Here is a 24,951-nt window from a genome sequence, read left to right on the forward strand (position 1 = left end):
AAATTAATAGGAACCGGTTTTTTTGAAATCAGCAATTGCGGCAGCCATGGCAGCTTCACCATCTTTGTCCAGTTGCTTGGTTTCTTCGATTTTCTGCAGCAATGCTGCATGGTTCGTTTTCATATAGCCATGCACGCCTGCTTCGAATGCCAGCACTTGCTTGACCGGTACATCATCCAGGAAGCCTTTGTTCACGGAGAACAGAGTAACGGCCATCAGGGAGATAGACAACGGAGCATATTGAGCTTGCTTCAACAATTCAGTCACGCGGGCACCACGATCGAGCTGCTTGCGTGTTACTTCATCGAGGTCAGAAGCGAACTGGGCAAACGCTGCCAATTCACGGTACTGTGCCAAGTCATTACGGATACCGCCGGACAAGTTTTTGATGACTTTGGTCTGCGCAGCACCACCAACGCGGGACACCGAGATACCAGCGTTAATCGCTGGACGGATACCGGCATTGAACAAGGATGTTTCCAGGAAGATCTGACCGTCAGTAATCGAAATTACGTTGGTAGGAACGAAAGCGGAAACGTCACCAGCCTGGGTTTCAATGATAGGCAATGCTGTCAAAGAACCCGTTTTACCTTTCACTTCACCTTTGGTGAAAGCTTCAACGTAGTCTGGGTTAACGCGTGCTGCGCGTTCCAGCAGACGGCTGTGCAAATAGAATACGTCACCTGGGTAAGCTTCGCGACCTGGTGGGCGGCGCAGCAACAGGGAAACCTGACGGTAAGCAACAGCTTGTTTGGACAGATCATCATAAATGATCAGTGCATCTTGACCGCGGTCACGGAAGTATTCACCCATCGCGCAACCGGAGTAGGCGGAGACGTATTGCATCGCTGCAGATTCAGCAGCAGTAGCAGCAACAACGATGGTGTATTCCATGGCGCCGTGGGCTTCGAGAGCGCGCACAACGTTTTTAACGGAAGAAGCTTTTTGACCAATCGCTACATAGATACAGGTAACGTTTTGACCTTTTTGATTGATCACGGCATCGATCGCAACAGCTGTTTTACCAGTTTGACGATCGCCAATGATCAATTCGCGCTGACCACGGCCAACCGGTACCATGGAGTCGATAGACTTCAGGCCAGTTTGCATAGGTTCAGAAACGGATTGACGTGCAATAACGCCAGGCGCAATCTTTTCGATAGGCGCGGACAGTTTTGCATCGATAGGACCTTTGCCGTCGATAGGCTGACCCAGCGCGTTAACTACACGACCACGCAGTTCAGGACCGATAGGCACTTCCAGAATACGGCCGGTACATTTAACTGTATCGCCTTCGGAGATGTGTTCGTAGTCACCCAGGATAACGGCACCAACGGAATCACGTTCCAGGTTCAGCGCCAGACCAAATGTATTGCCTGGGAATTCCAGCATCTCGCCTTGCATCGCGTCAGACAGACCGTGAATGCGGCAGATACCGTCGGTAACGGAGATAACCGTACCTTGATTGCGAATCTCAGCTGTGTCGCCAAGGCCTTGAATCCGGCTCTTGATCAGCTCGCTGATTTCAGATGGGTTGAGTTGCATACTAACTCCTAATATTTATTACGTTCTTACGCGGTCAGGGCGACGTGCATTTTCTGCAGCTTCGCGCGTACCGACGTGTCGAGCACCTGATCACCAACCACGATGCGTACACCACCGATCAAAGAGGAATCCACTTTGACAGTCGGGTGCAACTTGCGGCCAAATTTCTTTTCTAACAGCACTGAGAGCTCGCTCAACTGTGCGGCCGACAATTCAAATGCGCTAATCACTTCTGCATCTGCAGCGCCTTCGAGGGCGTTTTTCAGAGCATGAAACTGGAAAGCGATTTCCGGCAGCAAAGTCAGACGGTCATAGTCAGCAAGTGTGTTGATGAAGTTTTTCGCTTCAGCAGTCACTGGAGATTTGATCGCAGACAAGAAAATCTCAGCTTTTTGATCAGCCGAGACTTTGGGGTTGTGTGCAAGAGCTTGTACATCGGAATGCGCACCTACCTGTGCCATCTCGGTAACCAGTTCCGACCAGGCGGACAGGTTACCGGTTTGGGCAACACGAAACAGCGCTTCTGCGTAAGGACGAGCGATCGTTGCGAGTTCGGCCATGATTACAGCTCGGTTTTCAGTTGGGTCAACAGATCGGCGTGAGCAGATGCGTTAACTTCACGTTTCAGAATTTGTTCTGCACCTTTGACTGCCAGCGTGGCAACCTGGTCGCGCAATTCTTCGCGTGCTTTAGTTACTTGGTTATCAGCATCTGCTTTGGCAGCAGCGATGATACGGGCAGCTTCAGCAGCAGCAGTGTTGCGGGCTTCTTCAATGATCAGAGCAGCGCGCTTTTCTGCGTTGATGATATGTGTTTTGCCTTCTTCACCAGCAGCAGCCAATTGAGCTTGCACGCGCTTTTCAGCGGCAAGCATTTCTGCCTTGCCTTTGTCAGCAGCAGCCAAACCGTCTGCAATGCGCTTCATGCGCTCATCGATCGCACCAATCACTGGTGGCCAGATGAATTTCGCAGTCACCAAAGCCAGGATGAAAAACACCCCAGCCTGGTACCACATGGATAGATTCAGATTCACTTTAGTTTCCTTATCAAATTAATCGTTCCGCAGGCCAGAAAGACCTGCAGTAGAAAAAGGAAAGCTATTAGCCTTTGAATGGGTTTGCAGTTGCGAAGAACATGGCGATACCAACACCGATAATGAACGCAGCATCGATCAGACCAGCCAGCAACAACATTTTACCTTGCAGTTTGTCCATCAATTCTGGTTGACGAGCAGACGCTTCCAGATATTTACCACCCATCATTGCGATACCGATACAAGCACCCAAAGCGCCCAAACCAATGATCAAACCACAAGCCAATGCAACGAAAGCGACGTTAGTCATGAGAAAACTCCTTAAAAGTTAAAAATTAAAATACCAAAAGCTAAAACCAAAAACTAAAACCAAAAACCTGAAAAACTGTAATTAATGCGCTTCGTGAGCCTGACCCATGTACACCAGAGTCAACATCATGAAAATGAAAGCTTGCAGAGGCACGATCAGAATATGGAAAACTGACCAGGCAGAACCCAGAACCAGGTGACCAAAACCACCAGCGATAGAATCAGAAGCACCCAACAAGGCAGCAATCAGCAGGAACAACAATTCGCCTGCAAACATATTGCCAAACAACCGCATGCCCAGCGAGAAAGTTTTCGCCGCATACTCAACCAGATTCAATGCCAGATTGAAAGGGAACAGCATAGGACCAAACGGGGCGCTGAACAATTCCTTGATGAAACCGCCTATGCCTTTGATCTTGAAGCTGTAGTACATCATCAGGGCAAATACACCGATGGAAATACCCAGGGTACCGTTCAAATCTGCCGTTGGTACGACACGGTGATGAGTTTCAGCGCTGATGCCCAGTGCCGGGAACAGCCATTGCGAAAACAGGTCGACTGGCAAGAAATCCAGCGAATTCATCAGTAATACCCAGACAAATACCGACAAAGCCATAGGCGCGATGAAGTTGGTATTGCCATGAACGATGCCTTTGGCATTGTTGTCTACCATTTCAAACAGCATTTCAACTGCGCACTGGAAACGGCCAGGAACACCGGAAGTTGCCTTGCGTGCTGCCAGATACATCACGATAGTGCCCAGCAAGCCGCAGACGACAGACCAGATGACGGTATCAAGATTGACATAGGACATATCCCACAGCGACTCTTGAGGAATATGCGAATTGGTCAGATGTCCCAAGTGATGGGATATATATTCTGACGCGGTTGGGGCGTGTTCAGTTGCGCTCATGATCGGTGCCTAAAGAGTAAAATGAAATAGCTTTTCAGTACGACGATGAAGGCGATCAAAAAGGCCAGCCAGTTGACATCGTGGTACAAGAAGACAACCGCAGCCATCAGCGCAATCGTCAATGTAACTTTGAAAAATTCACCGATGAAAAAACTCATCGGGTTTGCTCCTCCAGGCCTGCGGGCGCTCATCGTCAGGCGCAACGCGAACAGGGCATTTGGAATCGCACAACACATTCCGCCGAACAGGGCAGAAAGTGTGTAAGAAATATTGCCAGTCAATCCAGCCAGCACTGTCACGACCAGGGCTGCTACCAGTTGCAGCAGTATGATACGTGCCATGCTTCCCTCACTTTTCAGGACTTGCGCAAGTCGCGCCAGGATTTTTTCAGCCTCAAAGTCCTATTATTTACAAATCACAGTTGAATTCGCTGCTGTTGCCACTATATAACCGGGCAGCGCAAATCCTCGCCGATCAAAACCACGGAATTATACGTGGTAGTGCGTTATAACGTCAAACGTTTGATGCGCTGCATCAATATGAGACATTTGAGGGTTGTTTTTAGTGCATACCCTCTATCGTATTGTTTTTGCAATTAATGCGGCAAGCCATTGCTGGCCTTGTTCCCAGCTGTCCAGACCGGATTCGCCGTTGATATGTCCTCTTGCACCAACGAGGTGCAGTTCCGCGCCCCAGTTTTTTGCCCATTCCTGTGTCAAAAGTAGCTCACACCAGGGATCATTCTCTGAAGCAACTACGCAAACCGGGAACGGAAAAACAACTAAAGGCATGGGAGCAAAACTGGCTGCCGGAAAATCTGCCCGGCCTACATCCGGCGGCGTCACCAGCAGGGCTGCCCTGACCTTGTTTTTGTCATTCACACCAGGCATGCCAGACGCCACCCACCATGCCGTCATGGCGCAACCGAGGCTATGGGCGACCAGCACCACCTCATCTGTTGCGGCATTGATGGCTGTTGACAAAGTTACCACCCATTCTGATCTTTGCGGCGTATCCCAATTTTGTTGCTGAACCCTGGATACGTCCGGCAACAACATTTCCCAGCGGGTTTGCCAGTGGCTGGCATCAGAATTATAGAGTCCCGGTAAAGTCAGTATCCGCATGATGGTTCTGTCAAACTTATTGGCCGCGTATCTTCAGGATGATGCCGTCGAGGCTGTCGAGGTCGGCAAAATCTATCACCAGTTGTCCCCTGCCCTTGCTACCCATTTTCAGGCTGACCTGAGTCACCAGCAAATCAGACAATTCCTCTTCCAGTCGCGTGATGTCACGTGATTTTTCTGCCTTGTCACGCGGCTTGCTGCTGGCACCCATTTCTGCCGTGGTTTTTGCTACCAGTTTTTCTGCTTCGCGTACCGACATGCGTTTGGCAACAATCTGGTTCGCCAGCTGAATTTGAGTGGCTGCGTCAGTGGCCAGCAGGGAACGCGCATGACCCATATCGATATCGCCAGCCATCAGCATGGTCTGTACCGGCTTGGCCAGGTTCAGCAAACGCAGCAGATTGGAAACGGCGCTACGCGAACGGCCCACTGCCGTTGCCGCCTGTTCGTGGGTAAAAGAAAAATCGGTGATCAGTCGATGTATACCTTGCGCTTCTTCCAGCGGATTCAAGTCTTCGCGCTGGATATTTTCGATCAGGGCCATGGCCGCCGCGGCCTGGTCGTCGACATCCTTGACCAATACCGGCACTTCATCCAGGCCCGCCATTTGTGAAGCACGGAAGCGGCGTTCACCGGCAATAATTTCGTAGCGGATCACGCCATTATTCTGACCGATAGGGCGAACCAGGATAGGCTGCATCAGGCCCTGGGCCTTGATGGATGCGGCCAGTTCGGTCAGTGCGCCTTCATCCATGCGCGTGCGTGGCTGGTATTTGCCAGCCTGCATTTGCGCCACATTCAGGCTGGTAGGTGCGCCGCTGACATTGGGTACGGCTTCAGCGAAATCGGCAGCACCGCCGAGTAAGGCATCGAGACCACGTCCCAGGCCCTTTTGTTTTTTTATTGCCATGCTCATTTTTCCAGTTGTTTAATTCTTTCCACCATTTCCGCGCCGAAAGCGATATACGCTTGCGCGCCCTTGGATGCCGGGTCGAATACGACCCCCGGGATACCATAAGACGGTGCTTCGGCCAGACGGACATTACGTGGAATCAGGGTTTTAAAGACCTTGTCGCCAAAATGCTGCTCCAGTTGATCCGACACCTGTTGCGACAGGGTCATGCGCGGGTCAAACATCACGCGCAGCAGACCAACTATCTTCAGATCCGGATTCAGGTTGGCCGATACTTTCTTGATCGTATTGGCCAGATCGGACAAGCCCTCAAGCGCATAGTATTCACACTGCATGGGAATGATCACGCCATTGGCGGCACACAGGCCGTTCAGTGTCAGCATGGACAAAGCCGGGGGACAATCAACCAGGATGAAATCATAGTCGCCATCGACTTTGGACAAGGCGTCACGCAGGCGCTTGTCACGGTTTTCCAGCGACACCATCTCGACTTCAGCACCGGCCAGTTCACGGTTGGCGGGCAAGACATCGAAACGGCCGGATTCTGAACGTACCCTGGCCGTCACCACATCCGACATGCCGAGCAAGACTTCATAGACAGAAGCAGTCAATTTGGATTTATTGATGCCCGCACCCATGGTGGCATTACCCTGGGGGTCAAGGTCAACCAGCAAGACCCTTTGATCCAGCATTGCCAGACCAGCGGCGAGGTTAACGGTGGTCGTGGTTTTGCCAACGCCACCTTTTTGATTTGCTACACAAAAGATTTTTGCCATGTTGGTTTTCTGTTAATTCAAGCCGGGGCCGGAGTTTTCTTGATAAAGACCAGGTGACGTTCGGCCTGCAAGCCAGGCACCGTCAAAGGCTGCAATTTTTCTACCTGCCAGCCAGCTGGCATACTATCGATTTCCTGATTCGGGGCAACACCTTTCATGGCGATGAATTGCCCATCCTCTGCCAACAAATGGCCAGACCAGTTGATGAAATTGCTGAGGTCGGAAAAAGCCCTGGAAGTAATCACGTCAAATTTATCTTTGACCTGCAAGGCTTCCACCCTGCCTGTATGTACTGTCACATTTTTCAGGCCCAGTTCAGTCTTGGCCTGGTTCAGAAAAGCAGTCTTCTTGCTTACTGTATCTATCATCGCCACTTTAAGCTGTGGATAAGTAATCGCCAGCATCATGCCTGGCAAGCCGCCACCTGCTCCCACATCCAGCACATTTTTTGCCTCTTTGAATGCGGGTGCGGCAGACAGGGAATCCAGCAAATGCTGCTTCACCATTTCTTTAGGGTCGCGGATTGCCGTCAGGTTATACACAGAGTTCCATTTTGACAACAATGTTAAATAAGCAAGCATCTGCTCAAGCTGGGCATCCGAGATATCCAGGCCTAATTCTTCGATACCTGATTTCAAGACTGGTTTTAATGCAGCACTATCGACATGGCTCATACTGCACCACCTTCAGCAGCGGCCTCTGTAACTACATCTGCATCCACCTCTATTAATGCATCGCTGTTAATAATGAATTCTTTAAAGCCGCGTTTTTTCAGGTGTACCAATAGCAGGGAGATAGCAGCAGGTGTCACGCCCGAAATACGGCCACACTGGCCCAGGCTTTCTGGCTGATGCTTGTTCAGCTTTTGCCTGACCTCTATCGACAAACCATTGACTTCCATATAGTCAAAACCGACTGGCATCTTGAGGTTTTCAAAGTGCACATGGCGCTCTACCTCTTTGGCCTGCCTGTCGATGTAACCAGCATATTTAACCTGTATCTCTACCTGCTCACGCACTGCGGGGTCTGCTACACCCGGACCAGCCAGTGCCTGCCCTTCGACCCCATGCAAGCTCATCAGGCTTTCATACGTGACTTGCGGACGACGCAATAAATCAGCGAGAGAATATTCACGCTCTAGCGCCTTGCCGACAACACGCTCTGCTTCGACATCTGCGAGTATGCGCGGATTAACCCAGGTAGAGCGCAGTCTTTCCATTTCACGTGAAACACTTTCACGCTTTTCTTCAAACTGCTGCCATTGTGCATCACTGACGCAACCCAGCTGACGGCCTATCTCGGTCAGGCGCATATCGGCATTGTCTTCACGCAGGCTGAGACGGAATTCGGCACGGCTGGTGAACATACGGTAAGGCTCTTGCACACCCTTGGTAATAAGGTCATCCACCAGCACACCCAGATAAGCTTCGTCACGGCGTGGCACCCAGGCTGACTTACCCTGCGTTTGCAAAGCGGCATTCAAGCCTGCCAGCATCCCCTGGGCTGCGGCTTCTTCGTAACCTGTCGTGCCGTTGATCTGGCCTGCAAAGAACAGACCCTCTATCTGACGGGTTTCCAGCGAAGACTTCAAACCGCGCGGATCAAAGTAATCATATTCAATTGCATAGCCAGGACGCAGGATGTAGGCGTTTTCCATACCGCGCATGGAACGCACCAGATCCAGCTGCACATCGAATGGCAGGCTGGTAGAGATACCGTTGGGGTAGAACTCATTCGTGGTCAGGCCTTCAGGCTCCAGGAAGATCTGATGTGACTCCTTGCTGGCGAAGCGGTGTATCTTGTCTTCTATCGACGGGCAATAGCGTGGCCCTACCCCTTCGATAACACCTGTGTACATGGGGCTGCGGTCCAGGCCGGCACGGATGATGTCGTGCGTTTTTTCATTCGTATGCGTAATCCAGCATGGCACCTGCCTTGGGTGCATGCTGGTGTTACCCATATACGAGAAGACGGGCACTGGATCAAGATCACCTGGCTGTTCCTGCATCAATGAGAAATCGATGCTGCGGCCATCAATACGAGGTGGCGTACCTGTTTTCAAACGTCCCTGTGGCAAAGCGAGTTCTTTCAAACGGGCAGACAGGGATATTGCTGGCGGGTCACCTGCCCTGCCAGCGGAATAATTATTCAGACCAACATGGATCTTCCCATCCAGAAAAGTACCTGCTGTCAGCACTACGGCACGGGCGCGGAACTTGATACCGACCTGGGTCACCGCACCAATAACACGGTTACCTTCGACCAGCAAATCATCGACGGCCTGCTGGAATAGCCATAAGTTAGGCTGATTTTCCAGGCGGCTGCGTATGGCCTGCTTGTACAGGATGCGGTCAGCCTGAGCGCGAGTGGCTCGCACTGCCGGGCCTTTGGAGGAATTCAATATGCGAAACTGTATACCAGCCTCATCTGTAGCAATCGCCATCGCACCACCCATCGCATCGACCTCCTTTACCAGGTGCCCCTTGCCTATACCGCCTATCGACGGATTGCAGGACATCTGACCAAGGGTCTCGATATTATGGCTTAACAATAGGGTAGATTGCCCCATGCGTGCAGCGGCAAGGGCGGCTTCAGTACCGGCGTGACCACCGCCGACGACGATGACATCGAATTCTTTTGGATAAAACATGGCTAGCTTCTGACAACTTGGATCTGGGAGGCACGATTATAGTTTGTTTTGGGAAGTAAACCTTTAGCCCGCTAAAGATTCTCTTCTTATTTGGCAAAACATTCGTTAAATTGTTTCACGTGAAACACCACCATAAAATAAAAAAGGGAAGGCCAAGCCTTCCCTGCTGATCCTACATGCACTGTTTCACGTGAAACAATTGCCAAACTACAGCCTGTTACTTCAAAAATGCATCATAGGAAGTCTTGCATATCAGTGCCACTACCACGCCCAGAAACATCTTTCGAACGAATGAAGTCCCATGTTTAATTGCCAAATGACTACCTAGTAGAGAACCAGCAATGCCGCATATTGCCATCAGTAAACCCAGCATCCAGATCACGTGCCCACTATAACCAAACCATGCAAGAGCAGCTGCATTACAGGCCACGTTCAACACTTTCGCCACAGCTGAGGCCCGTAAAAAATCATACCCAAAGATACGGACAAACAAGAACATGAAGAAGCTGCCTGTACCAGGGCCAAAAAAACCATCATAGAAACCTATCCCTGCACCCACCAGCATTGCCATCTGCGTTTCACGCTTACCTGCAAATACCGGTACATTGCTTGCACCGAACTCTTTCTTTTTAAAGGTATAGATCGCTACGCCCAGCAATATAAAGGGCAGGGCCTTGCGTAGATAAGTGGGTGGGATGTGCGTCACCATATAGGCACCCGCAAAGGAAAACAAAAATGCCATTACCGCCGCTGGCACGACCATTCCCCAGCGCAACTTCACGGTACGCAGATAGTTCCTCGCCGCGACTGTAGTACCCCAGATACCGGCAAATTTGTTCGTGCCCAGCAAGGTTGCTGGCGCTGTGCCTGGCAAGAAAGAGAACAGGGCTGGCACTTGTACCAAGCCACCACCACCGACGATAGAATCAACAAAGCCGGCAAAAAGTGCGGCCAGGGCTAAAAGAAAAATGTCCATTGCTTGTCTTATAGAGTTTGTTTTACTTGATTTTTTTGGCTGACAGATAAAAAGCAGGAAGGTCGCGCAGGAGCAAAGGCACTGCTACAATAAAGCCGCTCATCATGCACCCTCACCTTATCCCACGAGGCATGGCAAACACAAGATACAGCTCTTGAAGGTTTGCACAAAACAGATGGTTCAGTCTTTTACCCCCGACTGTCTCCGACACAAACACCTGAAAAACCAGCCCGCGGAATTTTCGCTTATAGTAGGCATGGAACACGCTCGACAATACAGAACGATTGGCAAACTTGGAAAACGAAAAATGAATGATTTTGAATTTAGGACCGTCCCCAGCCTGATCAATGAAACCGGTGCAGCAGCACGCCTGGGTAAAATTATTACGCAACAATTCTCAGGCATTCAGCATGTCTTGCTGGTGACCGATGCTGGTTTTCTGCGTACCGGCCTGGTGCAGCCTGTCATTGATAGCCTGGAAACGGAACAACTCAAAGTCAGCATTTTCTCAGACGTGATTGCTGATCCGCCAGAAGCAGTCGTCTTGCAAGCGGTGGACAATGCCCGTGGCTTGCAGGTAGAACTGGTCGTTGGCCTGGGTGGCGGCAGCTCCATGGACGTGGCCAAACTCATTGCCATCCTGGCGGGCAGCGACCAGAGCCTGTCCACCATGTATGGCATAGGCAATGTCAAAGGCAAGCGCCTGCCGTTGATACAAATACCAACCACGGCTGGTACCGGATCAGAAGTCACGCCCATCTCCATCGTCACCACCGGTGCCACTACCAAGATGGGCGTGGTCGCACCACAACTGTATGCCGACATCGCCATCCTTGATGCGCAACTGACAACAGGCCTGCCCCCCAAAGTCACTGCCGCCACCGGCATTGATGCCATGGTACATGCGATAGAAGCGTATACGACCAGGCACAAAAAGAACCCGCTGTCGGACATGCTGGCGGTACAAGCGTTAAAGTTACTCTGGAACAACATCGATGAAGCCTGTACCAATGGTAATAATCTGGCGGCAAGGCAGGCGATGTTGCTGGGTGCCATGCTGGCCGGCCAGTCCTTTGCCAATGCGCCCTGTGCTGCGGTGCATGCACTGGCCTATCCGGTAGGCGGCATCTTTCATGTGCCGCATGGTCTGTCGAACTCTCTGGTTTTGCCACACGTGCTGCGTTTCAATGCCAGCCATGCAGCAGACCTGTATGCCGAACTGGCCACCATCATCGCACCAGATGCGTCAGGCACGGCAGAACAGCGTTGCCACGCCATGATCAAGGCCATGGAAGACCTGGCAGTAAGAGTAGGCATAGAAACACGCCTGAGCCAGGTAGGCATCACCGAGAAAGACCTGGATCAGCTCGCCAGCGACGCCATGCTGCAAACGCGCCTGCTGGGGAATAATCCACGTGAAGTGACGAAGGAAGACGCCAGGGCAATTTACGCAGCAGCCCTGTAGAGAGAAATAAGGTCAGAATAAAGCCAGATGCTGCATGGGCGGCATCTGGTCACAGCGTCAAATAAGCGTCAAATAAGCATCAGATAGAATCAACCAGTACCGCATTCGCCTGATCTACAGGAGCACCACCTTCCATCACTACGATATGATTAATGGTGCCTGCACTTTTTCCCTCAGGCGCAACCAACTCCCTGACTGGCCCTATCATCGTGCCATTCACCGCGCCCTTCGCATCCGTCCTGAAGACACCACTCACACTCGCCTGCCCATTCACATACACGCTATAAGTCGTGCCCGGCTTCAGCTTGAACAGCGACACTTCCAGCGCATCGACCACACCCAGATTACGCAAGACCACAAAACCACGGGCATCACCCTTGACGGGCTGCAAACGGATATTGCTGGGCTCGCCATTGCCACGCGCTAACAGATTGGCGCTGCCGTCGCCGCTTTCCACCACATGCGACAAATACACCAGCGCCTGCGGTGCTTGGCCGCCCCCCATATGGGCAAGCACCTTGTTGCTGGCGGTATCGATGACTTCCACCCCATCGCCATTTTCGAGACCAACATACACACGACTGCTGTCATCAGAAGTCCAGATGCCATGCGGCAAAGCGCCGGTAGCAATTGTCGCCAGCAATTCTGTATTCTTGTCCGTGGTATAAACCTTGACCACATTCTCGCCACCTATGCTGACATAGGCCACAACTCTGCCACCGACTTTGGCAAAGGCAATGTGGTTAGTGATAAAGCCGGTATCAAACACGCCAATGACTTCCAGGGTACGTGTATCAATGCGTGTGACCTTGCCGACATCCTTATGCGTCATCCACATTTCCCGCCCGTCTGGCGTGAATTGCAGGAACGGTGAAAACGGGCTGACGACAGGAATCTTTTTTATTACCTCATGCGACCTGACATCCACCACATCGACAGCCGCCGTAAAACTGGAAACCACAAAAGCCAGTTTGCCATCAGGATGAAACTGCACCATGCCTGGCCCCAGACCAGTCTGTATACGGCGGGTTTCCTTGAAGCTGATGGGATCAATCACAGACACGTAATCTTCGCCACGCACCACCACCCAGACCTCTTTGCCATCGGCGCTGAAAAAACCTTCATGTGGCGAACGGCCAACATAAGTCGTGCCTTTGACTTTATTGGTGGCAGTGTCGATAAAACTCACCGCATTCGAACCATTCGAAATTGCCAGCAAGGTTTTATGGTCAGGCGAAAAACCCAGACCATGCACATTGATCTGCCCTTTGTACAAGGGAGACAGCACATCGGGGCGCGCATTGCCAAGGCGTATCTGCCCAACCAGGGTATTCGTGGCGGGATTGAATACAGACACCGTATTGCTGTTCTGATCTGCTGTGTAGACACGGTCTTGTGGTGGCGGCAGGGCCTGTGCAGATGGCAAAAGCAAACCCATTGCAGCGGCAGCCAGTAGATAAGAAGATTTTTTCATGAAATTCATTTTTCGTGAGGGAAGGATTTATTTTTTCTCTGAATCATCAGCGTGATGTTTCAGCCAGGCTTGCATGAGGCGGATTTCGTTTTGCTGTTCCGTAATGATGCCAAGCGCCAGATTGCGGATTTCCGGGTCTGTGGTGTACAGCAGCATCCCTTTAGCCATATCCACCGCACCCTGGTGATGCGGGATCATCATCGTGATGAAATCATGTTCCGAAACACCGTTCATATAGGCGCGCTGCATGCCGTCATCCATGACGGCCATGGCATCATCCATCAGCTTGGCGAAGGGCTTTGCTGTGCTGGCGACAAACACTGGTGGCGGGCCTGATGTCGTGGCATTACCGTGGTGGTGATGTGCTTCCTGGGCGCTGGTCACAGCAGCGGACAGGCCGAGACTAAGCGCTACTGCCAAATGCCATAAGAAGCTGGAATTGCAACTACGCATGAAAAACCCCTCTCAATGATGGAAAACTGTCCCCGCATCTTAAAAGGCAGATGCTGAACTTCTCATGTCTTTTGGATGACAAATTTGTCATCCTGAAATGCAGGGTCAGGAGGTAAAATCATTTTCATGATTTGTGTGCAGCAGCAATAACAGGACGACAAATGACCCTACTCGTCATTGAAGATGATCAAAAAACCGGTGACTACCTGAAGAAAGGTTTTCAGGAATCCGGCTATGCCGTTGACCTCGCCCGCAATGGCATAGATGGATTGCACCTGGCACTGGAAGGTGAGCATGAGCTGATTATCCTTGACGTCATGATGCCGGGCATGGATGGCTGGACCTTGCTCAGCGCGCTGCGTGCCAGGCGTGATGTGCCGGTAATTTTCCTGACCGCGAAAGACCGTCTCGACGACAAGATTAAAGGCCTGCAACTGGGTGCCGATGATTACCTCGTCAAACCATTTTCATTTGCAGAACTGTTATTGCGCGTGCGCACCATACTGCGTCGCGGCGTTACCCGTGACACCCGTGATGCAGATATGTTCCAGATCGGTGACCTGCAATTTGATGCGATCAAACACAGGGTCACACGGCAGGGCGTGCAGATCGTGCTGACAAAAAAAGAATTCATGCTGCTGCATTTGCTCATCAAACGACAGGGTGAAGCCCTGTCCCGCTCCGTTATCGCATCCCAGGTATGGGACATGAATTTTGACAGCGACACCAATGTCGTCGATGTGGCCGTGAAACGCCTGCGTGCAAAAATTGATGCGCCCTTTGAACAAAAACTCATCCATACCGTGCGCAGCGTAGGCTATATGTTTTCGGACCAGCCATGAGATTCTGGAACAACTGGGAACTGCGCTACCGCGTCGCTGCGCTGTTTGGCCTGGTGGCCTGTCTGGTCATGGCCGGACTGGGTTTCTACCTGTATGCGTCGGTAAGGCAGGCGATGGAGATGCGCGCTGACTATACCCTGATAGGCAGGGTGGAACATTTCCGCAATCTCTTCCATGACCTGTACGACATCCAGCAGATGGAAGAACGTCCGGGCTTGTTTGAAAGCATGCTAGGCAATGAACAAGACGTGCGCATTTTCAAACGTGTTGGTGACGCGCCGTTTATACAGGTGAACCCCGGCAAGCTGCCCCCACCCGCCATGCCTGCGGTGCCGGTAGGAACAGCCATCAGCATCGATGCACTGCATACCGGGCAATCCGACAATGGCGTGCGTGTGCGCTGGGTAAGCGCGCTGGCCAGGCTGGGTAGCAACAAGGATGAGATAGAGATCACGGCAGCCTACGTCATGACCCAGGAATCCAGGGTCCTGTCCACCTATCTGTACCGCGTCATGGCCGCAGTCGCCCTCACCGCCCTGCTGACCACGGCACTGGCTTTCATCATCCTTCGCCGTGGTCTGCGGCCCATCCAACTCATGCATGACAAAGCAGCAGAAATTACCCCGGCAAAATTGTCGGTGCGCTTTGGCATGCAAGACGCCCCGCCGGAATTACGCTCACTGACTGAGGCGTTTGATGCCATGCTCGACAGGCTGGAAAAAGGCTACCAGCATCTGAACCAGTTTTCTGCCGACCTCGCTCACGAAGTGCGTACGCCCGTCAACATCATGATGGGTCAGTCGCAAGTCGCCCTGCGCCAGGCCAGAAGTGCGACTGAATATGAGCAGGTACTGGAATCGAATGTGGAAGAATTATCCCGCATGGCACGCATCATAGAAAACATCCTGTTTCTCGCCAATGCCGACCAGGACACAGTGGTCGCAGACCGGGTAGAAATTGATATGGCGGCTGAGCTGGAAAAGATCGCCGACTATTTTGAACCACTGGCGGAAGAAAAACAGATGCGCTTTGAAGTCACGGCAAATGGCAGCATCTTTGCCAACCTCATCATGTGGCGTCGCGCTGTCAATAACCTGGTATTGAATGCCATACGCTATGGCAAATCCGGTACGGCAATCCAGCTGATCAGCGGCCAAAATGAAGGGGTTGCGGCGATCTCTGTCATCAATCAATGTGAGGCACCACAGCCACCCGATACAGACCGCATGTTCGATCGCTTTTATCGCGGCGATGCATCACGCAGTGCCTACACGGAATCGAACGGCCTGGGCCTGTCCATCGTGCGTGCCATCGTGCATCTGCATCATGGTGCGGCCGATGTGACCTATCTGACGCAGGAAAATACCCTCTGTTTTACCCTGTCGTTTCCAGACAAGGGCGTCAGCAAATGAAGTATGGCTATGGCTTCAGGCAACTAGCCTTGCTCTTCAGCATAAGAAAAATAAATCTTGTCTTTGGCGGCTTCGATGCCTGCTACGCGCCTTGGCCCGCCTTTTTTCAAGGGCTTCAAATTCCAGCTCACATCGCATGCACCACTTGTCTTGCCCGGCTTGCCAAAACGCTCGACCAGGATTTTTTTCATTGCCTCACACTTGTCGGCACCAGTAAAACTCGCCTGTATCATACTGACCGTTGGCGTCTCACTACCTGAAATTGTCAGGCTCTCGACATCGGTATTTTTAGTGCATTCAACGTTACCATTTTTAATCAGGTCAACACCGGTACGTGTACTTTTCTTGCACAAACCATTCAGCGGCGCCAGAATTTTGCTGAACGACATATCGAAAACCCTGGGGTTGCTGATGGCATCGAATACTTGTTCAAAGGGTGAGGTTTCTGCATGGGCATGCAATGCGGGAAAGGCAAACAAGAGGCACAGTAATTTTTTCACGAATTGGTTTTCTATATGTTGAATATATTATGTTGGCAAAGCAGATAATGAACGACGAATCATTTCCTGTCACCCTTGCATAAAAAAAGCCCCGCGAATTTCTTCGCGAGGCTGTCTTCAAGCAGAGCATGTTTATACCCTAACCTGTCTTGGTCTTTCCAGAGCGTTCCACATAAGCCATCAATTCACCTACAATACCGCGGCGGAAAGCCAGTACACAGACGATGAAAATCAGGCCGGTAACAATGGTGACGGAATCGCCGATAGTGCGGAACCATTCCACCGTCGTCACATTCGCCAGCAGGTTGCCCAGGTCACCGAGTTTGTTTTCCAGGGCGATGATGATGACAGCGCCAACTATCGGGCCCACCAGCGTGCCCAGACCGCCCACCAAGGTCATCAAGACCACCAGGCCTGACATGGACCAGTGCGCATCCGTCAGCGTCTCTGAGCTGAATATCAGCGTTTTGGTGGCACCTGCCAAGCCAGCGATGGCTGCAGACAAAACAAAGGCGAGCAATTTGTATTTATCAACGTCATAACCGAGCGAGATGGCGCGTGGTTCATTTTCTTTGACCGCCTTCAATACCTGGCCGAACGGCGATTGCACCGTGCGCATGATGATGGCGAAACCGGCAATGGCAATGGCCAGCACCAAGTAATACAGGTTCAAGTCTACTGTCAGATCTATCATGCCCAACAGCTTGCCACGCGGTATGCCTTGCAAGCCATCTTCGCCACCGGTGAACTTGGCCTGTAAAAACACAAAATACAGCATCTGCGCCAGCGCCAGTGTAATCATGGTGAAGTAAATACCCTGACGCCGTATCGCCAGCAAGCCCATCAACAAACCAATTAGAGCCGCCGCCCCCACGCCAAACAAAATACCTAGTTCGGTTGGCAAGCCAGCGTCACGCAATACCCAGCCGGTGATATAACCGGCACCGCCGAAAAACGCTGCATGGCCAAACGACAGCAGGCCGGTAAAACCGATGAGTAAATTGAAGGCACAGGCAAACAGGGCGAAACACAATAACTTCATCAGGAACACTGGATACACGACAAACGGTGCTGCCAGCAACAACGCAAAAGCGATACCGTATCCGACTTTTTTATTCATCATGGGTGCTCCCTTATTTTTCTTTACCGAACAGACCGGCAGGGCGGATCATGAGCACAATAGTCATGACGATAAAAACCACGGTGGCCGACAGCTCAGGATAAAACACCCGCGTCAGGCCTTCGATAATACCCAGGCCCAGACCTGTCAAAATCGAACCCAGGATAGAGCCCATGCCGCCTATCACCACCACCGCAAACACCGTGATAATCAGGTTGGAACCCATCAGTGGTGACACCTGTATGACAGGCGCTGCCAGCACGCCGGCAAAGGCGGCCAGTGCCACACCAAAGCCATAAGTCAGCGTGACCATCAGCGGTACATTGACACCAAAGGCTTCGACCAGTTTGGGGTTTTCAGTACCGGCACGCAGGTAAGCACCAAGCTTGGTTTTTTCGATGACGAACCAAGTGGCAAAGCACACCACCAAAGAAGCCACCACAACCCAGGCGCGGTAATTTGGCAAGATCATGAAGCCCAGATTGGTCGCCCCTGTCAATGCTTCCGGCACCTGATAAGGCTGGCCGGATACACCATAAATGGAACGGAACACACCTTCCAGCAGCAAAGTAATACCGAAAGTCAGCAACAACCCATACAGATGATCCAGCTTGTACAGCCAGCGCAGCATGGTCTTTTCTATGATGATGCCAAACAAGCCCACCAGCAAAGGCGCGGCGAGCAGCATGACCCAGTAATTGACGCCAAAATAATTCATGCCCATCCACGCAAGGAAGGCACCCATCATATACAGGGCACCATGGGCAAAGTTAATCACATTGAGCAAGCCAAAAATCACGGCCAGCCCCAGAGACAGCATCGCGTAAAACGAGCCGTTGACCAAGCCCAGCAAAAGCTGGCTCAGCATCGCTTGCAGCGGAATACCAAATATTTCCATGGCACGCTAAATAAAAATGGATGGAAAGGCGAAGACCTCTCAACACAGAGACATGGAATCATAGAGAAAAGCAAAGAGAAAATCCGACTCCTCCTTAACCACATTCTCATCAAATCCTGACGTCTCTCAATAAGATGGTTTCTACTTTTTACACAGTTGAAGCATCGTTTTTAAACGATGCTTCACGTAGCTAAAACAACGGCGATTTTGAAATTCAATTATCGGGATGCAGAGCAAGGCGCAAAACATAGCAATACGAAAGTATTGCGAGGCTTTGCAACGCCGCTATGCGCCCGAGAATTGGATTTCAATTATTTCCAAAGGGCACACTTGGATTCGGATTTTGTTGTGAAGGCCTGTTCACCCGGAATCGTCTGCGCCACTTTGTAATAATCCCATGGCTCTTTCGATTCAGCGCTGGTTTTCACCTGCATCAGATACATATCATGGATCATGCTGCCATCGCCGCGGACATAACCGTTTTTGGCATAGATGTCATTGATCTTCATGCTCTTCAGTTTTTCCATGACTTTTGCAGTGTCATCGCTACCGGCAGCCTTGACGGCATTGAGGTAAGTCAGCGTTGCAGAATAATCAGCCGCTTGCAGGCTGGAAGGCATCTTCTTCATTTTTTCGAAGTAACGGCGTGACCATTTGCGCGCCTCTTCATTCTGGTTCCAGTACCAGCTGTCAGTCAGGTACATGCCTTGCGTGGCGTTCAGGCCCAGTGAGTGGATGTCATTGATAAACATCAGCAAACCTGCCAGCTTCATGGTCTTGGTGACGCCAAATTCATTGGCGGCTTTGACCGCATTGATGGTGTCGCCACCGGCATTGGCCAGGCCCAGGATTTGTGCTTTGGAAGCTTGTGCCTGCAACAGGAAGGAAGAAAAATCAGATGCCGACAATGGATGTTTGACTGAACCTGCAACTGTACCGCCATTGGCTTTGACAACATTGGCCGTATCACTTTCCAGGGATGCGCCAAACGCATAATCGGCAGTCAGGAAATACCAGCTTTTACCACCTTGCTTGACGACGGCAGAACCTGTGCCTTTGGCCAATGCCACCGTGTCATAAGCATAGTGAACAGTATGTGGGGTGCATTCTTCATTGGTCAGGCGGGCAGAGCCAGCACCGATGGAGATAAAGACTTTCTTCTTTTCATTAGCCACTTTAGACATGGACAAAGACGTACCTGAATTGGTACCGCCTATCAACATATCAACGCCGTCACGGTCAAACCATTCCTGCGCTTTGGCAGAAGCAATATCAGCCTTGTTTTGATGATCAGCGGTAACCAATTCGATTTTTTTACCCAGGACAGTACCGCCAAAGTCGGCAATCGCCATGCGTATGGCTTCTGCACCGCCTTTGCCGTCGATATCAGAATACAAACCAGAAATATCAGTGATGAAACCGATTTTGACTACGTCACCAGAAATCTGCGCATTTGCATTAAGGGCAAAGCCAGCCAATGCGGCAGATACAGCGAGACTTGCTACTTTAATTTTTGCGAATTTTGCTTTCATGCGTCTTCTCCAATCACTTATTATCTAATCTGCATCACCAGGACGGCAAAGCAGTTTTGCTCAGTTTACCTACACACCCAACAACTCATTCAAGACCGGCATTTTTTCCTGCAACTGTGCGGCAGCAAAGGTTTCAACGATCTGCCCATGCTCCATCACATAAAACCTGTCCGCCAGCGGAGCAGCAAAGCGGAAATTCTGTTCCACCATGACGATGGTATAGCCCTTGGATTTCAAAGTCGTGATCATGCGCGCCAGCGCCTGCACGATGACCGGGGCCAGGCCTTCAGATATTTCATCGAGCAGCAATAAACGCGCACCCGTACGCAAGATGCGCGCAACGGCCAGCATTTGCTGTTCGCCGCCTGACAAGCGCGTACCCTGGCTGGTTTTACGCTCGGCCAAGTTGGGAAACATCTCGTAGATCTCGGCCACCGACATACCTTTGTGCTCGGTCGATACCGAAGGCGGCAGCATCAGGTTTTCTTCTGTGGATAAGGAGGAAAATATCCCTCGCTCTTCCGGGCAATAACCAACGCCCAGATGGGCCACCTTATAGGTAGGCAGGTTGATTGCCTCGTGACCGTTGATCTTGATCGAGCCTTTGCGGGTGCCCGTCAGGCCCATGATGGCGCGCATGGTGGTCGTACGGCCAGCGCCGTTGCGGCCAAGGATGGTGACGACTTCACCCTGGTTCACCTGCAGGTTCACATCATGCAGGATATGCGATTCACCGTACCAGGCTTGCAGGCCAGTGATTTCAAGTGCCGGGCTAGTATTCATACTCATGCATGTGCCCCTTCCAGTTCAGCACTGGTGCTGCCCATATAGGCTTCCATGACTTTGGGATTGGTAGAGACTTCTTTGTAAGTGCCCTCGGCCAGCATGGCACCCCGCTGCAAGACAGAGATCTTGTCGCAAATACCGGACACGACATTCATATTGTGTTCCACCATGAGGATGGTGCGACCAGCCGACACCTTCTTGATGAGCTCGGTCACGCGGTGCACATCTTCATGGCCCATACCCTGCGTCGGTTCATCGAGCAGCATCATTTCAGGTTCCATCGCCAGTGTGGTGGCAATTTCCAGCGCGCGCTTGCGGCCATACGGCAAATCAACAGTCACGGTATCAGCAAATGATGTCAGGTCAACTTCGGCCAGCAATTCCATGGCACGCGCATTGAGCTGGTTCAGCGACTGCTCACTCTTCCAGAAATGGAAAGAGGTGCCGAGTTTTCTTTGCAGGCCTATGCGCACGTTTTCCATCACCGTCAGATGCGGGAACACTGCCGATATCTGGAATGAACGTATGATGCCCTGTCGCGCAATCTGGGCTGGTTTGGCCGAGGTGATGTCGCGGCCATTGAACAGGATTTGTCCCGAAGTCGGGACAAGAAATTTGGTCAGTAAATTGAAACAGGTGGTCTTGCCGGCACCGTTAGGGCCGATCAGGGCGTGGATATGCCCACGCTGCACCTGCAAATTAACTTCGCTCACAGCAGTGAAGCCCTTGAACTCTTTGGTCAGGCGCTTTGTCTCCAGGATGACGTCGGTCATCTCTTCTCCTTATTGTCTGGCTTGTGTGGTACTCAAGCAAAACCAGCCCGCTATGTTGCAACTTGACCGCACGGTTCCGGTGCGGCTTCGCCTTAGCGGGGCAATTCTGTTCAAGTCCTGTGGCTCTTGGTCCAACGCGACAACTGTTCTGGCAATTTACCAGAATTTTTATTAGCTTTTGATAGTAACCAGCAAACTGTTCTCTCAACAATACGGTATAACTACTGTATGTGGTGTACAAAATTCTGTTTCAGGATTGCGAACGAGTCTAAACCGGGGCAGGTTCAGACGCAACATGCCTTGCAATTCGAAGGTGTTTTCCCAATCAAAACCGGCACGCCTCTTTCCAGGCAGAAAATTTAATCGTCAGTTAACCTTCCAATATACTCTTTGCCGCCTTCTCGGCAATCATTATTGTTGGTGAGTTGGTATTACCAGAAGTTATGGTTGGCATGACTGATGCATCTGCCACACGCAAACCCGCGATACCACGTACTCTCAAGGCGCTGTCGACCACAGCCATCTTGTCGTCCATCCGCCCCATCTTGCAGGTACCTACGGGGTGGAATATCGTCGTGCCTATGTCACCGGCAGCATTTGCCAGTTCTTCTTCGGTAATGAATTGTGCGCCCGGTTTCATTTCCTCAGGCCGGTATTTTTGCAAAGCTGGTGCAGCGACGATTTTGCGTGTCAGCGTCAAAGAAGCCGCAGCCACCTTGCGGTCTTCCTGCGTGGTCAGGTAATTCGGTACGATTTTGGGAGCAGCAAAGGCATCATTGTCAGCAATGCGCACATGGCCACGTGACGTAGGGCGCAAATTACAGACACTGGCCGTAAACGCAGGGAAATCATGCAAGGGATCGCCAAACTTTTCCAGAGACAATGGCTGTACATGGTATTGCAGGTTGGGCGCGACCTGGGAGGCATCTGAGCGGGTAAAGGCGCCCAGTTGCGAAGGTGCCATCGACATGGGTCCGCTTTGAAACAGCGCATATTCCAGGCCTATGCGTGCTTTGCCCAGCAGGCTGTTTGCCATCTTGTTCAGGGTCTTTGCGCCATTGATTTTGAACGATGAACGGATCTGCAAATGGTCTTGCAAATTCGCCCCGACACCAGGCAAATCATGTACAACAGGCACGCCAACGTGTTGCAGATGACCGGCATCACCTATGCCTGAATGTTGCAGGATTTGCGGTGAACCAATTGCACCGGCAGCCAGGACGGTTTCTTTCACTGATTCGGCAAACCAGGTGCGGCCGCCGCCGACAAATTCGACACCACTGCAACGCTTGCCCTGTTCGTCATTCACAATACACAAGCGTCTGACCTGGCAACCGGTCATGATGGTGAGATTGCTCCGTGTTGCGGCCGGTTTCAGAAAAGCCTTGGCCGCATTCCAGCGCACCCCGCGTTTCTGGTTCACATCGAAATAGCCACAACCTTCATTGTCGCCACGGTTGAAGTCATCGGTCTTGGGGATGCCCACTTCTGCTGCGGCATTGCGGAAAGCATCCAGGATTTCCCACGACAGGCGTTGTTTTTCCACCCGCCATTCACCACCGCTGCCATGGAACTCGGAACTGCCGTTGTAATGGTCTTCGCTCTTCTTAAACAGGGGCAAGACATTGTCCCAGCACCAGCTATCGTCGCCGGTCAGTTTAGCCCAATGCTGGTAATCGCCTTCCTGCCCGCGCATGTAAATCATGCCATTGATGGATGAAGACCCCCCCAGCACCTTGCCGCGCGGATAAATCAGGCTGCGCCCGTTCAACCCGGCCTCTGCCTCGGTACGGAACATCCAGTCGGTACGCGGATTATTGATGCAATACAGATAGCCTACCGGGATATGTATCCACATATAGTCATCCTTGCCACCAGCTTCGATCAGCAAGACACGATGACCAGGGTTTTTCGACAGGCGATTGGCCAGCACGCAACCTGCCGTACCTGCCCCGATGACGATGTAATCGAATTGTCCTGCTGCTTCCATGCTTATTTTCCTTTTTTCTTCTGATAAGCCCGGACTCAGGCTTGCATTTCAGCGACCAGCACGGCCATCAGTTCGGCCACCGGTAAGTCCCTGCTGGCAGCCACGCCCTGGCCTACCCACAGCGACATGAATTCTGTACGGTTGTCCTTGGCTGCCGCCGCACGTATGGCCCCGGTCAGCGCATTTTGTATGGGGTAGGCTGGTACCTTGTCGGCAACCTCGGCCATGACCTGCATGAAATGATTATCGAGGCCACGTGCAATCCGGCCTGAAAAAGCCCGTGTCTGCCGCGTCGTATCCGATCTTGCTTCCAGCAGGCGTTGTTTATAAGCCTGGTTGATACCCGATTCTCTGGTCGTCAAAAATGCCGAGCCCATCTGCACCATGTCAGCACCCGCTGCCAGCGCATCGGTAATTGCCTTGCCATCCATGATGCCGCCAGCCGCGATGACAGGGATATGCAGATGTGGCCGGCATGCTGCCAATAAGGCAGAAATGCCCAGGCTTGAGTCTTTTTGCGCGCCGATGAAAGTACCGCGGTGGCCACCGGCTTCAACGCCCTGCAAACATACGGCATCCGCCCCCATCGCTTGCCAGACGATGGCTTCAGGCAAATTGGTGGCCGTACCCACCACCAAAATCCCGGCATCATGCAGACGCTGCATCTGGCTACCATGCAAGACATCAAAAGTAAAACTGGCTACCGCCGGACGCGCCGTGATCAGGGCATCAAGCTGTGCCTCAAAATCTTCACACCAGCGGGTAGGCGTAGGCAGGCTATCCCAGCCCAGTTCCCTGCAAACCCCTTGCAGCAACAGCTTGGCTGATTCCAGCGCAGCAAAATCTATCTGTGGCCGCGTCTGCACAAACAGATTGATGGCAAATGGTTTGTCCGTCAGGCGACGGATATGCTCAGCCTGCTCGATGATTGCCAAAGGTGCCAGCAAAGGCGCCGCCAGCGACCCCAGCCCCCCGGCATTCGACACGGCCGCCACCAGTTCGGGTGTGGTCGCACCACCCGCCATAGGCGCCTGGATAATCGGATGAGGGCAGAGGGTTTGCATCGTCAGCATGGTGGCTCCGGTTGATGTTGGTTGAGTGACTCGGTCGTTTTCAGTTTCAATACGATGACTGATACTAGATGAAATTAACAAGCTATGGTGTTGTACTGCTGGTTTTGACTTTGCTTTTGATTTTCGCCTTTGATTCACCCCGCTTGGGACGCCGCCGTTTGTGCAGTACAGAAAATGGATCAGAAATGAAGGCTGTCTGAGCGCAGCGAGTTTCCTTCATTTCCCATTTTTTGTATTGCACAAACGGGCACTCCCGAAGGGAGCAAGTCTGCGGTCGCCTTTTCTTTGGATACTTACTTTTGGCGAAGCAAAGAAAGTATCTCGGCCGCCGGGCCGAGACCCGGCTCGTGTCCACAAAGGGCAAGCAACTGAATCAAAGCACGGCATGCAACGA

General features: G+C 51.8%; 25 protein-coding genes. 3 read left to right on the forward strand and 22 right to left on the reverse strand.

What is annotated here, in order from left to right:
* Positions 1 to 3: 3 nt before the first annotated feature.
* The 12 genes from atpA to ACO0LH_RS07350 form a co-directional block, all read right to left on the reverse strand.
* On the reverse strand, positions 4 to 1,545 hold the full coding sequence (atpA, locus tag ACO0LH_RS07295; RefSeq protein WP_422940369.1) for a F0F1 ATP synthase subunit alpha: 1,542 nt from the start codon (positions 1,543 to 1,545) through the stop codon (positions 4 to 6).
* A 26-nt stretch (positions 1,546 to 1,571) separates the two neighbouring features.
* Positions 1,572 to 2,105, reverse strand: coding sequence for a F0F1 ATP synthase subunit delta (locus ACO0LH_RS07300; RefSeq protein WP_422940370.1), 534 nt, complete (start codon positions 2,103 to 2,105; stop codon positions 1,572 to 1,574).
* Between the two features lie 2 nt (positions 2,106 to 2,107).
* On the reverse strand, positions 2,108 to 2,578 hold the full coding sequence (locus ACO0LH_RS07305; protein ID WP_422940371.1) for a F0F1 ATP synthase subunit B: 471 nt from the start codon (positions 2,576 to 2,578) through the stop codon (positions 2,108 to 2,110).
* A gap of 67 nt (positions 2,579 to 2,645) precedes the next feature.
* Positions 2,646 to 2,888, reverse strand: a complete 243-nt coding sequence (atpE, locus tag ACO0LH_RS07310; RefSeq protein WP_186917574.1) for a F0F1 ATP synthase subunit C — start codon at positions 2,886 to 2,888, stop codon at positions 2,646 to 2,648.
* Positions 2,889 to 2,969: 81 nt separating this feature from the next.
* The gene (atpB, locus tag ACO0LH_RS07315) at positions 2,970 to 3,800 is read right to left on the reverse strand and encodes a F0F1 ATP synthase subunit A (protein ID WP_422940372.1); all 831 of its coding nucleotides are present in this window, start codon (positions 3,798 to 3,800) and stop codon (positions 2,970 to 2,972) included.
* Complete coding sequence (locus ACO0LH_RS07320; protein WP_422940373.1) at positions 3,797 to 4,141, reverse strand: ATP synthase subunit I; 345 nt, start codon at positions 4,139 to 4,141, stop codon at positions 3,797 to 3,799. Before ACO0LH_RS07320 ends, atpB begins: the two co-directional genes overlap by 4 nt.
* A 234-nt stretch (positions 4,142 to 4,375) precedes the next feature.
* Complete coding sequence (locus tag ACO0LH_RS07325) at positions 4,376 to 4,924, reverse strand: RBBP9/YdeN family alpha/beta hydrolase (protein ID WP_422940374.1); 549 nt, start codon at positions 4,922 to 4,924, stop codon at positions 4,376 to 4,378.
* Positions 4,925 to 4,940: 16 nt separating this feature from the next.
* Positions 4,941 to 5,834, reverse strand: a complete 894-nt coding sequence (locus ACO0LH_RS07330; RefSeq protein ID WP_422940375.1) for a ParB/RepB/Spo0J family partition protein — start codon at positions 5,832 to 5,834, stop codon at positions 4,941 to 4,943.
* A 2-nt stretch (positions 5,835 to 5,836) separates the two neighbouring features.
* Positions 5,837 to 6,613 carry a ParA family protein gene (locus ACO0LH_RS07335; protein ID WP_422940376.1) on the reverse strand — a complete coding sequence of 259 codons (777 nt, stop codon included), beginning with the start codon at positions 6,611 to 6,613 and terminating at the stop codon, positions 5,837 to 5,839.
* Positions 6,614 to 6,630: 17 nt separating this feature from the next.
* Positions 6,631 to 7,287 (reverse strand): 16S rRNA (guanine(527)-N(7))-methyltransferase RsmG, encoded by a 657-nt coding sequence (rsmG, locus tag ACO0LH_RS07340; protein ID WP_422940377.1) that lies wholly within the window; start codon positions 7,285 to 7,287, stop codon positions 6,631 to 6,633.
* The gene (gene mnmG, locus ACO0LH_RS07345; RefSeq protein ID WP_422940378.1) at positions 7,284 to 9,263 is read right to left on the reverse strand and encodes a tRNA uridine-5-carboxymethylaminomethyl(34) synthesis enzyme MnmG; all 1,980 of its coding nucleotides are present in this window, start codon (positions 9,261 to 9,263) and stop codon (positions 7,284 to 7,286) included. The genes rsmG and mnmG overlap by 4 nt, the downstream gene beginning before the upstream one ends.
* A gap of 217 nt (positions 9,264 to 9,480) precedes the next feature.
* A complete protein-coding gene (locus ACO0LH_RS07350; RefSeq protein WP_422940379.1) occupies positions 9,481 to 10,239 on the reverse strand; it encodes a sulfite exporter TauE/SafE family protein in 759 nt (252 codons plus the stop codon).
* Between the two features lie 307 nt (positions 10,240 to 10,546).
* On the opposite strand from ACO0LH_RS07350, the gene ACO0LH_RS07355 reads away from it, so the two are divergent.
* Positions 10,547 to 11,704 carry an iron-containing alcohol dehydrogenase gene (locus tag ACO0LH_RS07355; RefSeq protein WP_422940380.1) on the forward strand — a complete coding sequence of 386 codons (1,158 nt, stop codon included), beginning with the start codon at positions 10,547 to 10,549 and terminating at the stop codon, positions 11,702 to 11,704.
* A gap of 79 nt (positions 11,705 to 11,783) precedes the next feature.
* Here the strand turns inward: ACO0LH_RS07355 and ACO0LH_RS07360 are convergent, their stop codons facing one another.
* Both ACO0LH_RS07360 and ACO0LH_RS07365 read right to left on the reverse strand, forming a co-directional pair.
* Positions 11,784 to 13,178 (reverse strand): beta-propeller fold lactonase family protein, encoded by a 1,395-nt coding sequence (locus ACO0LH_RS07360; protein WP_422940381.1) that lies wholly within the window; start codon positions 13,176 to 13,178, stop codon positions 11,784 to 11,786.
* A gap of 27 nt (positions 13,179 to 13,205) precedes the next feature.
* On the reverse strand, positions 13,206 to 13,631 hold the full coding sequence (locus tag ACO0LH_RS07365; protein WP_422940382.1) for a DUF305 domain-containing protein: 426 nt from the start codon (positions 13,629 to 13,631) through the stop codon (positions 13,206 to 13,208).
* 161 nt (positions 13,632 to 13,792) lie between these two features.
* Here ACO0LH_RS07365 and ACO0LH_RS07370 point away from each other — a divergent pair, with 161 nt between their 5' ends.
* Complete coding sequence (locus tag ACO0LH_RS07370; RefSeq protein ID WP_422940383.1) at positions 13,793 to 14,473, forward strand: heavy metal response regulator transcription factor; 681 nt, start codon at positions 13,793 to 13,795, stop codon at positions 14,471 to 14,473.
* The gene (locus ACO0LH_RS07375; protein WP_422940384.1) at positions 14,470 to 15,885 is read left to right on the forward strand and encodes a heavy metal sensor histidine kinase; all 1,416 of its coding nucleotides are present in this window, start codon (positions 14,470 to 14,472) and stop codon (positions 15,883 to 15,885) included. Before ACO0LH_RS07370 ends, ACO0LH_RS07375 begins: the two co-directional genes overlap by 4 nt.
* A 23-nt stretch (positions 15,886 to 15,908) precedes the next feature.
* Here the strand turns inward: ACO0LH_RS07375 and ACO0LH_RS07380 are convergent, their stop codons facing one another.
* The 8 genes from ACO0LH_RS07380 to ACO0LH_RS07415 form a co-directional block, all read right to left on the reverse strand.
* The gene (locus ACO0LH_RS07380; protein WP_422940385.1) at positions 15,909 to 16,385 is read right to left on the reverse strand and encodes a hypothetical protein; all 477 of its coding nucleotides are present in this window, start codon (positions 16,383 to 16,385) and stop codon (positions 15,909 to 15,911) included.
* A gap of 139 nt (positions 16,386 to 16,524) precedes the next feature.
* Entirely contained in the window at positions 16,525 to 17,505 is a 981-nt protein-coding gene (locus ACO0LH_RS07385; protein ID WP_422940580.1) for a branched-chain amino acid ABC transporter permease, read from the reverse strand.
* Positions 17,506 to 17,518: 13 nt separating this feature from the next.
* Entirely contained in the window at positions 17,519 to 18,403 is an 885-nt protein-coding gene (locus ACO0LH_RS07390) for a branched-chain amino acid ABC transporter permease (RefSeq protein WP_422940386.1), read from the reverse strand.
* Positions 18,404 to 18,714: 311 nt separating this feature from the next.
* Positions 18,715 to 19,935, reverse strand: a complete 1,221-nt coding sequence (locus ACO0LH_RS07395) for an ABC transporter substrate-binding protein (protein ID WP_422940387.1) — start codon at positions 19,933 to 19,935, stop codon at positions 18,715 to 18,717.
* 69 nt (positions 19,936 to 20,004) lie between these two features.
* Positions 20,005 to 20,724, reverse strand: coding sequence for an ABC transporter ATP-binding protein (locus ACO0LH_RS07400; protein WP_422940388.1), 720 nt, complete (start codon positions 20,722 to 20,724; stop codon positions 20,005 to 20,007).
* Complete coding sequence (locus ACO0LH_RS07405; protein ID WP_422940389.1) at positions 20,721 to 21,494, reverse strand: ABC transporter ATP-binding protein; 774 nt, start codon at positions 21,492 to 21,494, stop codon at positions 20,721 to 20,723. The genes ACO0LH_RS07400 and ACO0LH_RS07405 overlap by 4 nt, the downstream gene beginning before the upstream one ends.
* Positions 21,495 to 21,864: 370 nt before the next feature.
* A complete protein-coding gene (locus ACO0LH_RS07410; protein WP_422940390.1) occupies positions 21,865 to 23,484 on the reverse strand; it encodes a GMC family oxidoreductase in 1,620 nt (539 codons plus the stop codon).
* Positions 23,485 to 23,519: 35 nt separating this feature from the next.
* Positions 23,520 to 24,557 (reverse strand): NAD(P)H-dependent flavin oxidoreductase, encoded by a 1,038-nt coding sequence (locus ACO0LH_RS07415; protein WP_422940391.1) that lies wholly within the window; start codon positions 24,555 to 24,557, stop codon positions 23,520 to 23,522.
* Between the last annotated feature and the right edge of the window lie 394 nt (positions 24,558 to 24,951).

It is taken from the genome of Undibacterium sp. TJN19 (genome assembly GCF_049339485.1).
In the GTDB taxonomy this organism is placed as follows: domain Bacteria; phylum Pseudomonadota; class Gammaproteobacteria; order Burkholderiales; family Burkholderiaceae_D; genus Undibacterium.

Excerpts from the sequence above, each read along its gene's own strand:
- ACO0LH_RS07330 (WP_422940375.1), bottom strand. The coding sequence starts at position 5,834 with ATGGCAATAAAAAAACAAAAGGGCCTGGGACGTGGTCTCGATGCCTTA.
- ACO0LH_RS07300 (WP_422940370.1), bottom strand. The coding sequence starts at position 2,105 with ATGGCCGAACTCGCAACGATCGCTCGTCCTTACGCAGAAGCGCTGTTT.
- ACO0LH_RS07325 (WP_422940374.1), bottom strand. The coding sequence starts at position 4,924 with ATGCGGATACTGACTTTACCGGGACTCTATAATTCTGATGCCAGCCAC.
- ACO0LH_RS07415 (WP_422940391.1), bottom strand. The coding sequence starts at position 24,557 with ATGCTGACGATGCAAACCCTCTGCCCTCATCCGATTATCCAGGCGCCT.
- ACO0LH_RS07410 (WP_422940390.1), bottom strand. The coding sequence starts at position 23,484 with ATGGAAGCAGCAGGACAATTCGATTACATCGTCATCGGGGCAGGTACG.
- ACO0LH_RS07400 (WP_422940388.1), bottom strand. The coding sequence starts at position 20,724 with ATGAGTATGAATACTAGCCCGGCACTTGAAATCACTGGCCTGCAAGCC.
- ACO0LH_RS07375 (WP_422940384.1), top strand. The coding sequence starts at position 14,470 with ATGAGATTCTGGAACAACTGGGAACTGCGCTACCGCGTCGCTGCGCTG.
- ACO0LH_RS07385 (WP_422940580.1), bottom strand. The coding sequence starts at position 17,505 with ATGAATAAAAAAGTCGGATACGGTATCGCTTTTGCGTTGTTGCTGGCA.
- ACO0LH_RS07390 (WP_422940386.1), bottom strand. The coding sequence starts at position 18,403 with ATGGAAATATTTGGTATTCCGCTGCAAGCGATGCTGAGCCAGCTTTTG.
- rsmG (WP_422940377.1), bottom strand. The coding sequence starts at position 7,287 with ATGAGCCATGTCGATAGTGCTGCATTAAAACCAGTCTTGAAATCAGGT.
- atpE (WP_186917574.1), bottom strand. The coding sequence starts at position 2,888 with ATGACTAACGTCGCTTTCGTTGCATTGGCTTGTGGTTTGATCATTGGT.
- ACO0LH_RS07355 (WP_422940380.1), top strand. The coding sequence starts at position 10,547 with ATGAATGATTTTGAATTTAGGACCGTCCCCAGCCTGATCAATGAAACC.
- ACO0LH_RS07370 (WP_422940383.1), top strand. The coding sequence starts at position 13,793 with ATGACCCTACTCGTCATTGAAGATGATCAAAAAACCGGTGACTACCTG.
- ACO0LH_RS07335 (WP_422940376.1), bottom strand. The coding sequence starts at position 6,613 with ATGGCAAAAATCTTTTGTGTAGCAAATCAAAAAGGTGGCGTTGGCAAA.
- ACO0LH_RS07395 (WP_422940387.1), bottom strand. The coding sequence starts at position 19,935 with ATGAAAGCAAAATTCGCAAAAATTAAAGTAGCAAGTCTCGCTGTATCT.
- atpB (WP_422940372.1), bottom strand. The coding sequence starts at position 3,800 with ATGAGCGCAACTGAACACGCCCCAACCGCGTCAGAATATATATCCCAT.
- ACO0LH_RS07360 (WP_422940381.1), bottom strand. The coding sequence starts at position 13,178 with ATGAAAAAATCTTCTTATCTACTGGCTGCCGCTGCAATGGGTTTGCTT.
- ACO0LH_RS07320 (WP_422940373.1), bottom strand. The coding sequence starts at position 4,141 with ATGGCACGTATCATACTGCTGCAACTGGTAGCAGCCCTGGTCGTGACA.
- ACO0LH_RS07365 (WP_422940382.1), bottom strand. The coding sequence starts at position 13,631 with ATGCGTAGTTGCAATTCCAGCTTCTTATGGCATTTGGCAGTAGCGCTT.
- ACO0LH_RS07405 (WP_422940389.1), bottom strand. The coding sequence starts at position 21,494 with ATGACCGACGTCATCCTGGAGACAAAGCGCCTGACCAAAGAGTTCAAG.
- ACO0LH_RS07350 (WP_422940379.1), bottom strand. The coding sequence starts at position 10,239 with ATGGACATTTTTCTTTTAGCCCTGGCCGCACTTTTTGCCGGCTTTGTT.
- mnmG (WP_422940378.1), bottom strand. The coding sequence starts at position 9,263 with ATGTTTTATCCAAAAGAATTCGATGTCATCGTCGTCGGCGGTGGTCAC.
- atpA (WP_422940369.1), bottom strand. The coding sequence starts at position 1,545 with ATGCAACTCAACCCATCTGAAATCAGCGAGCTGATCAAGAGCCGGATT.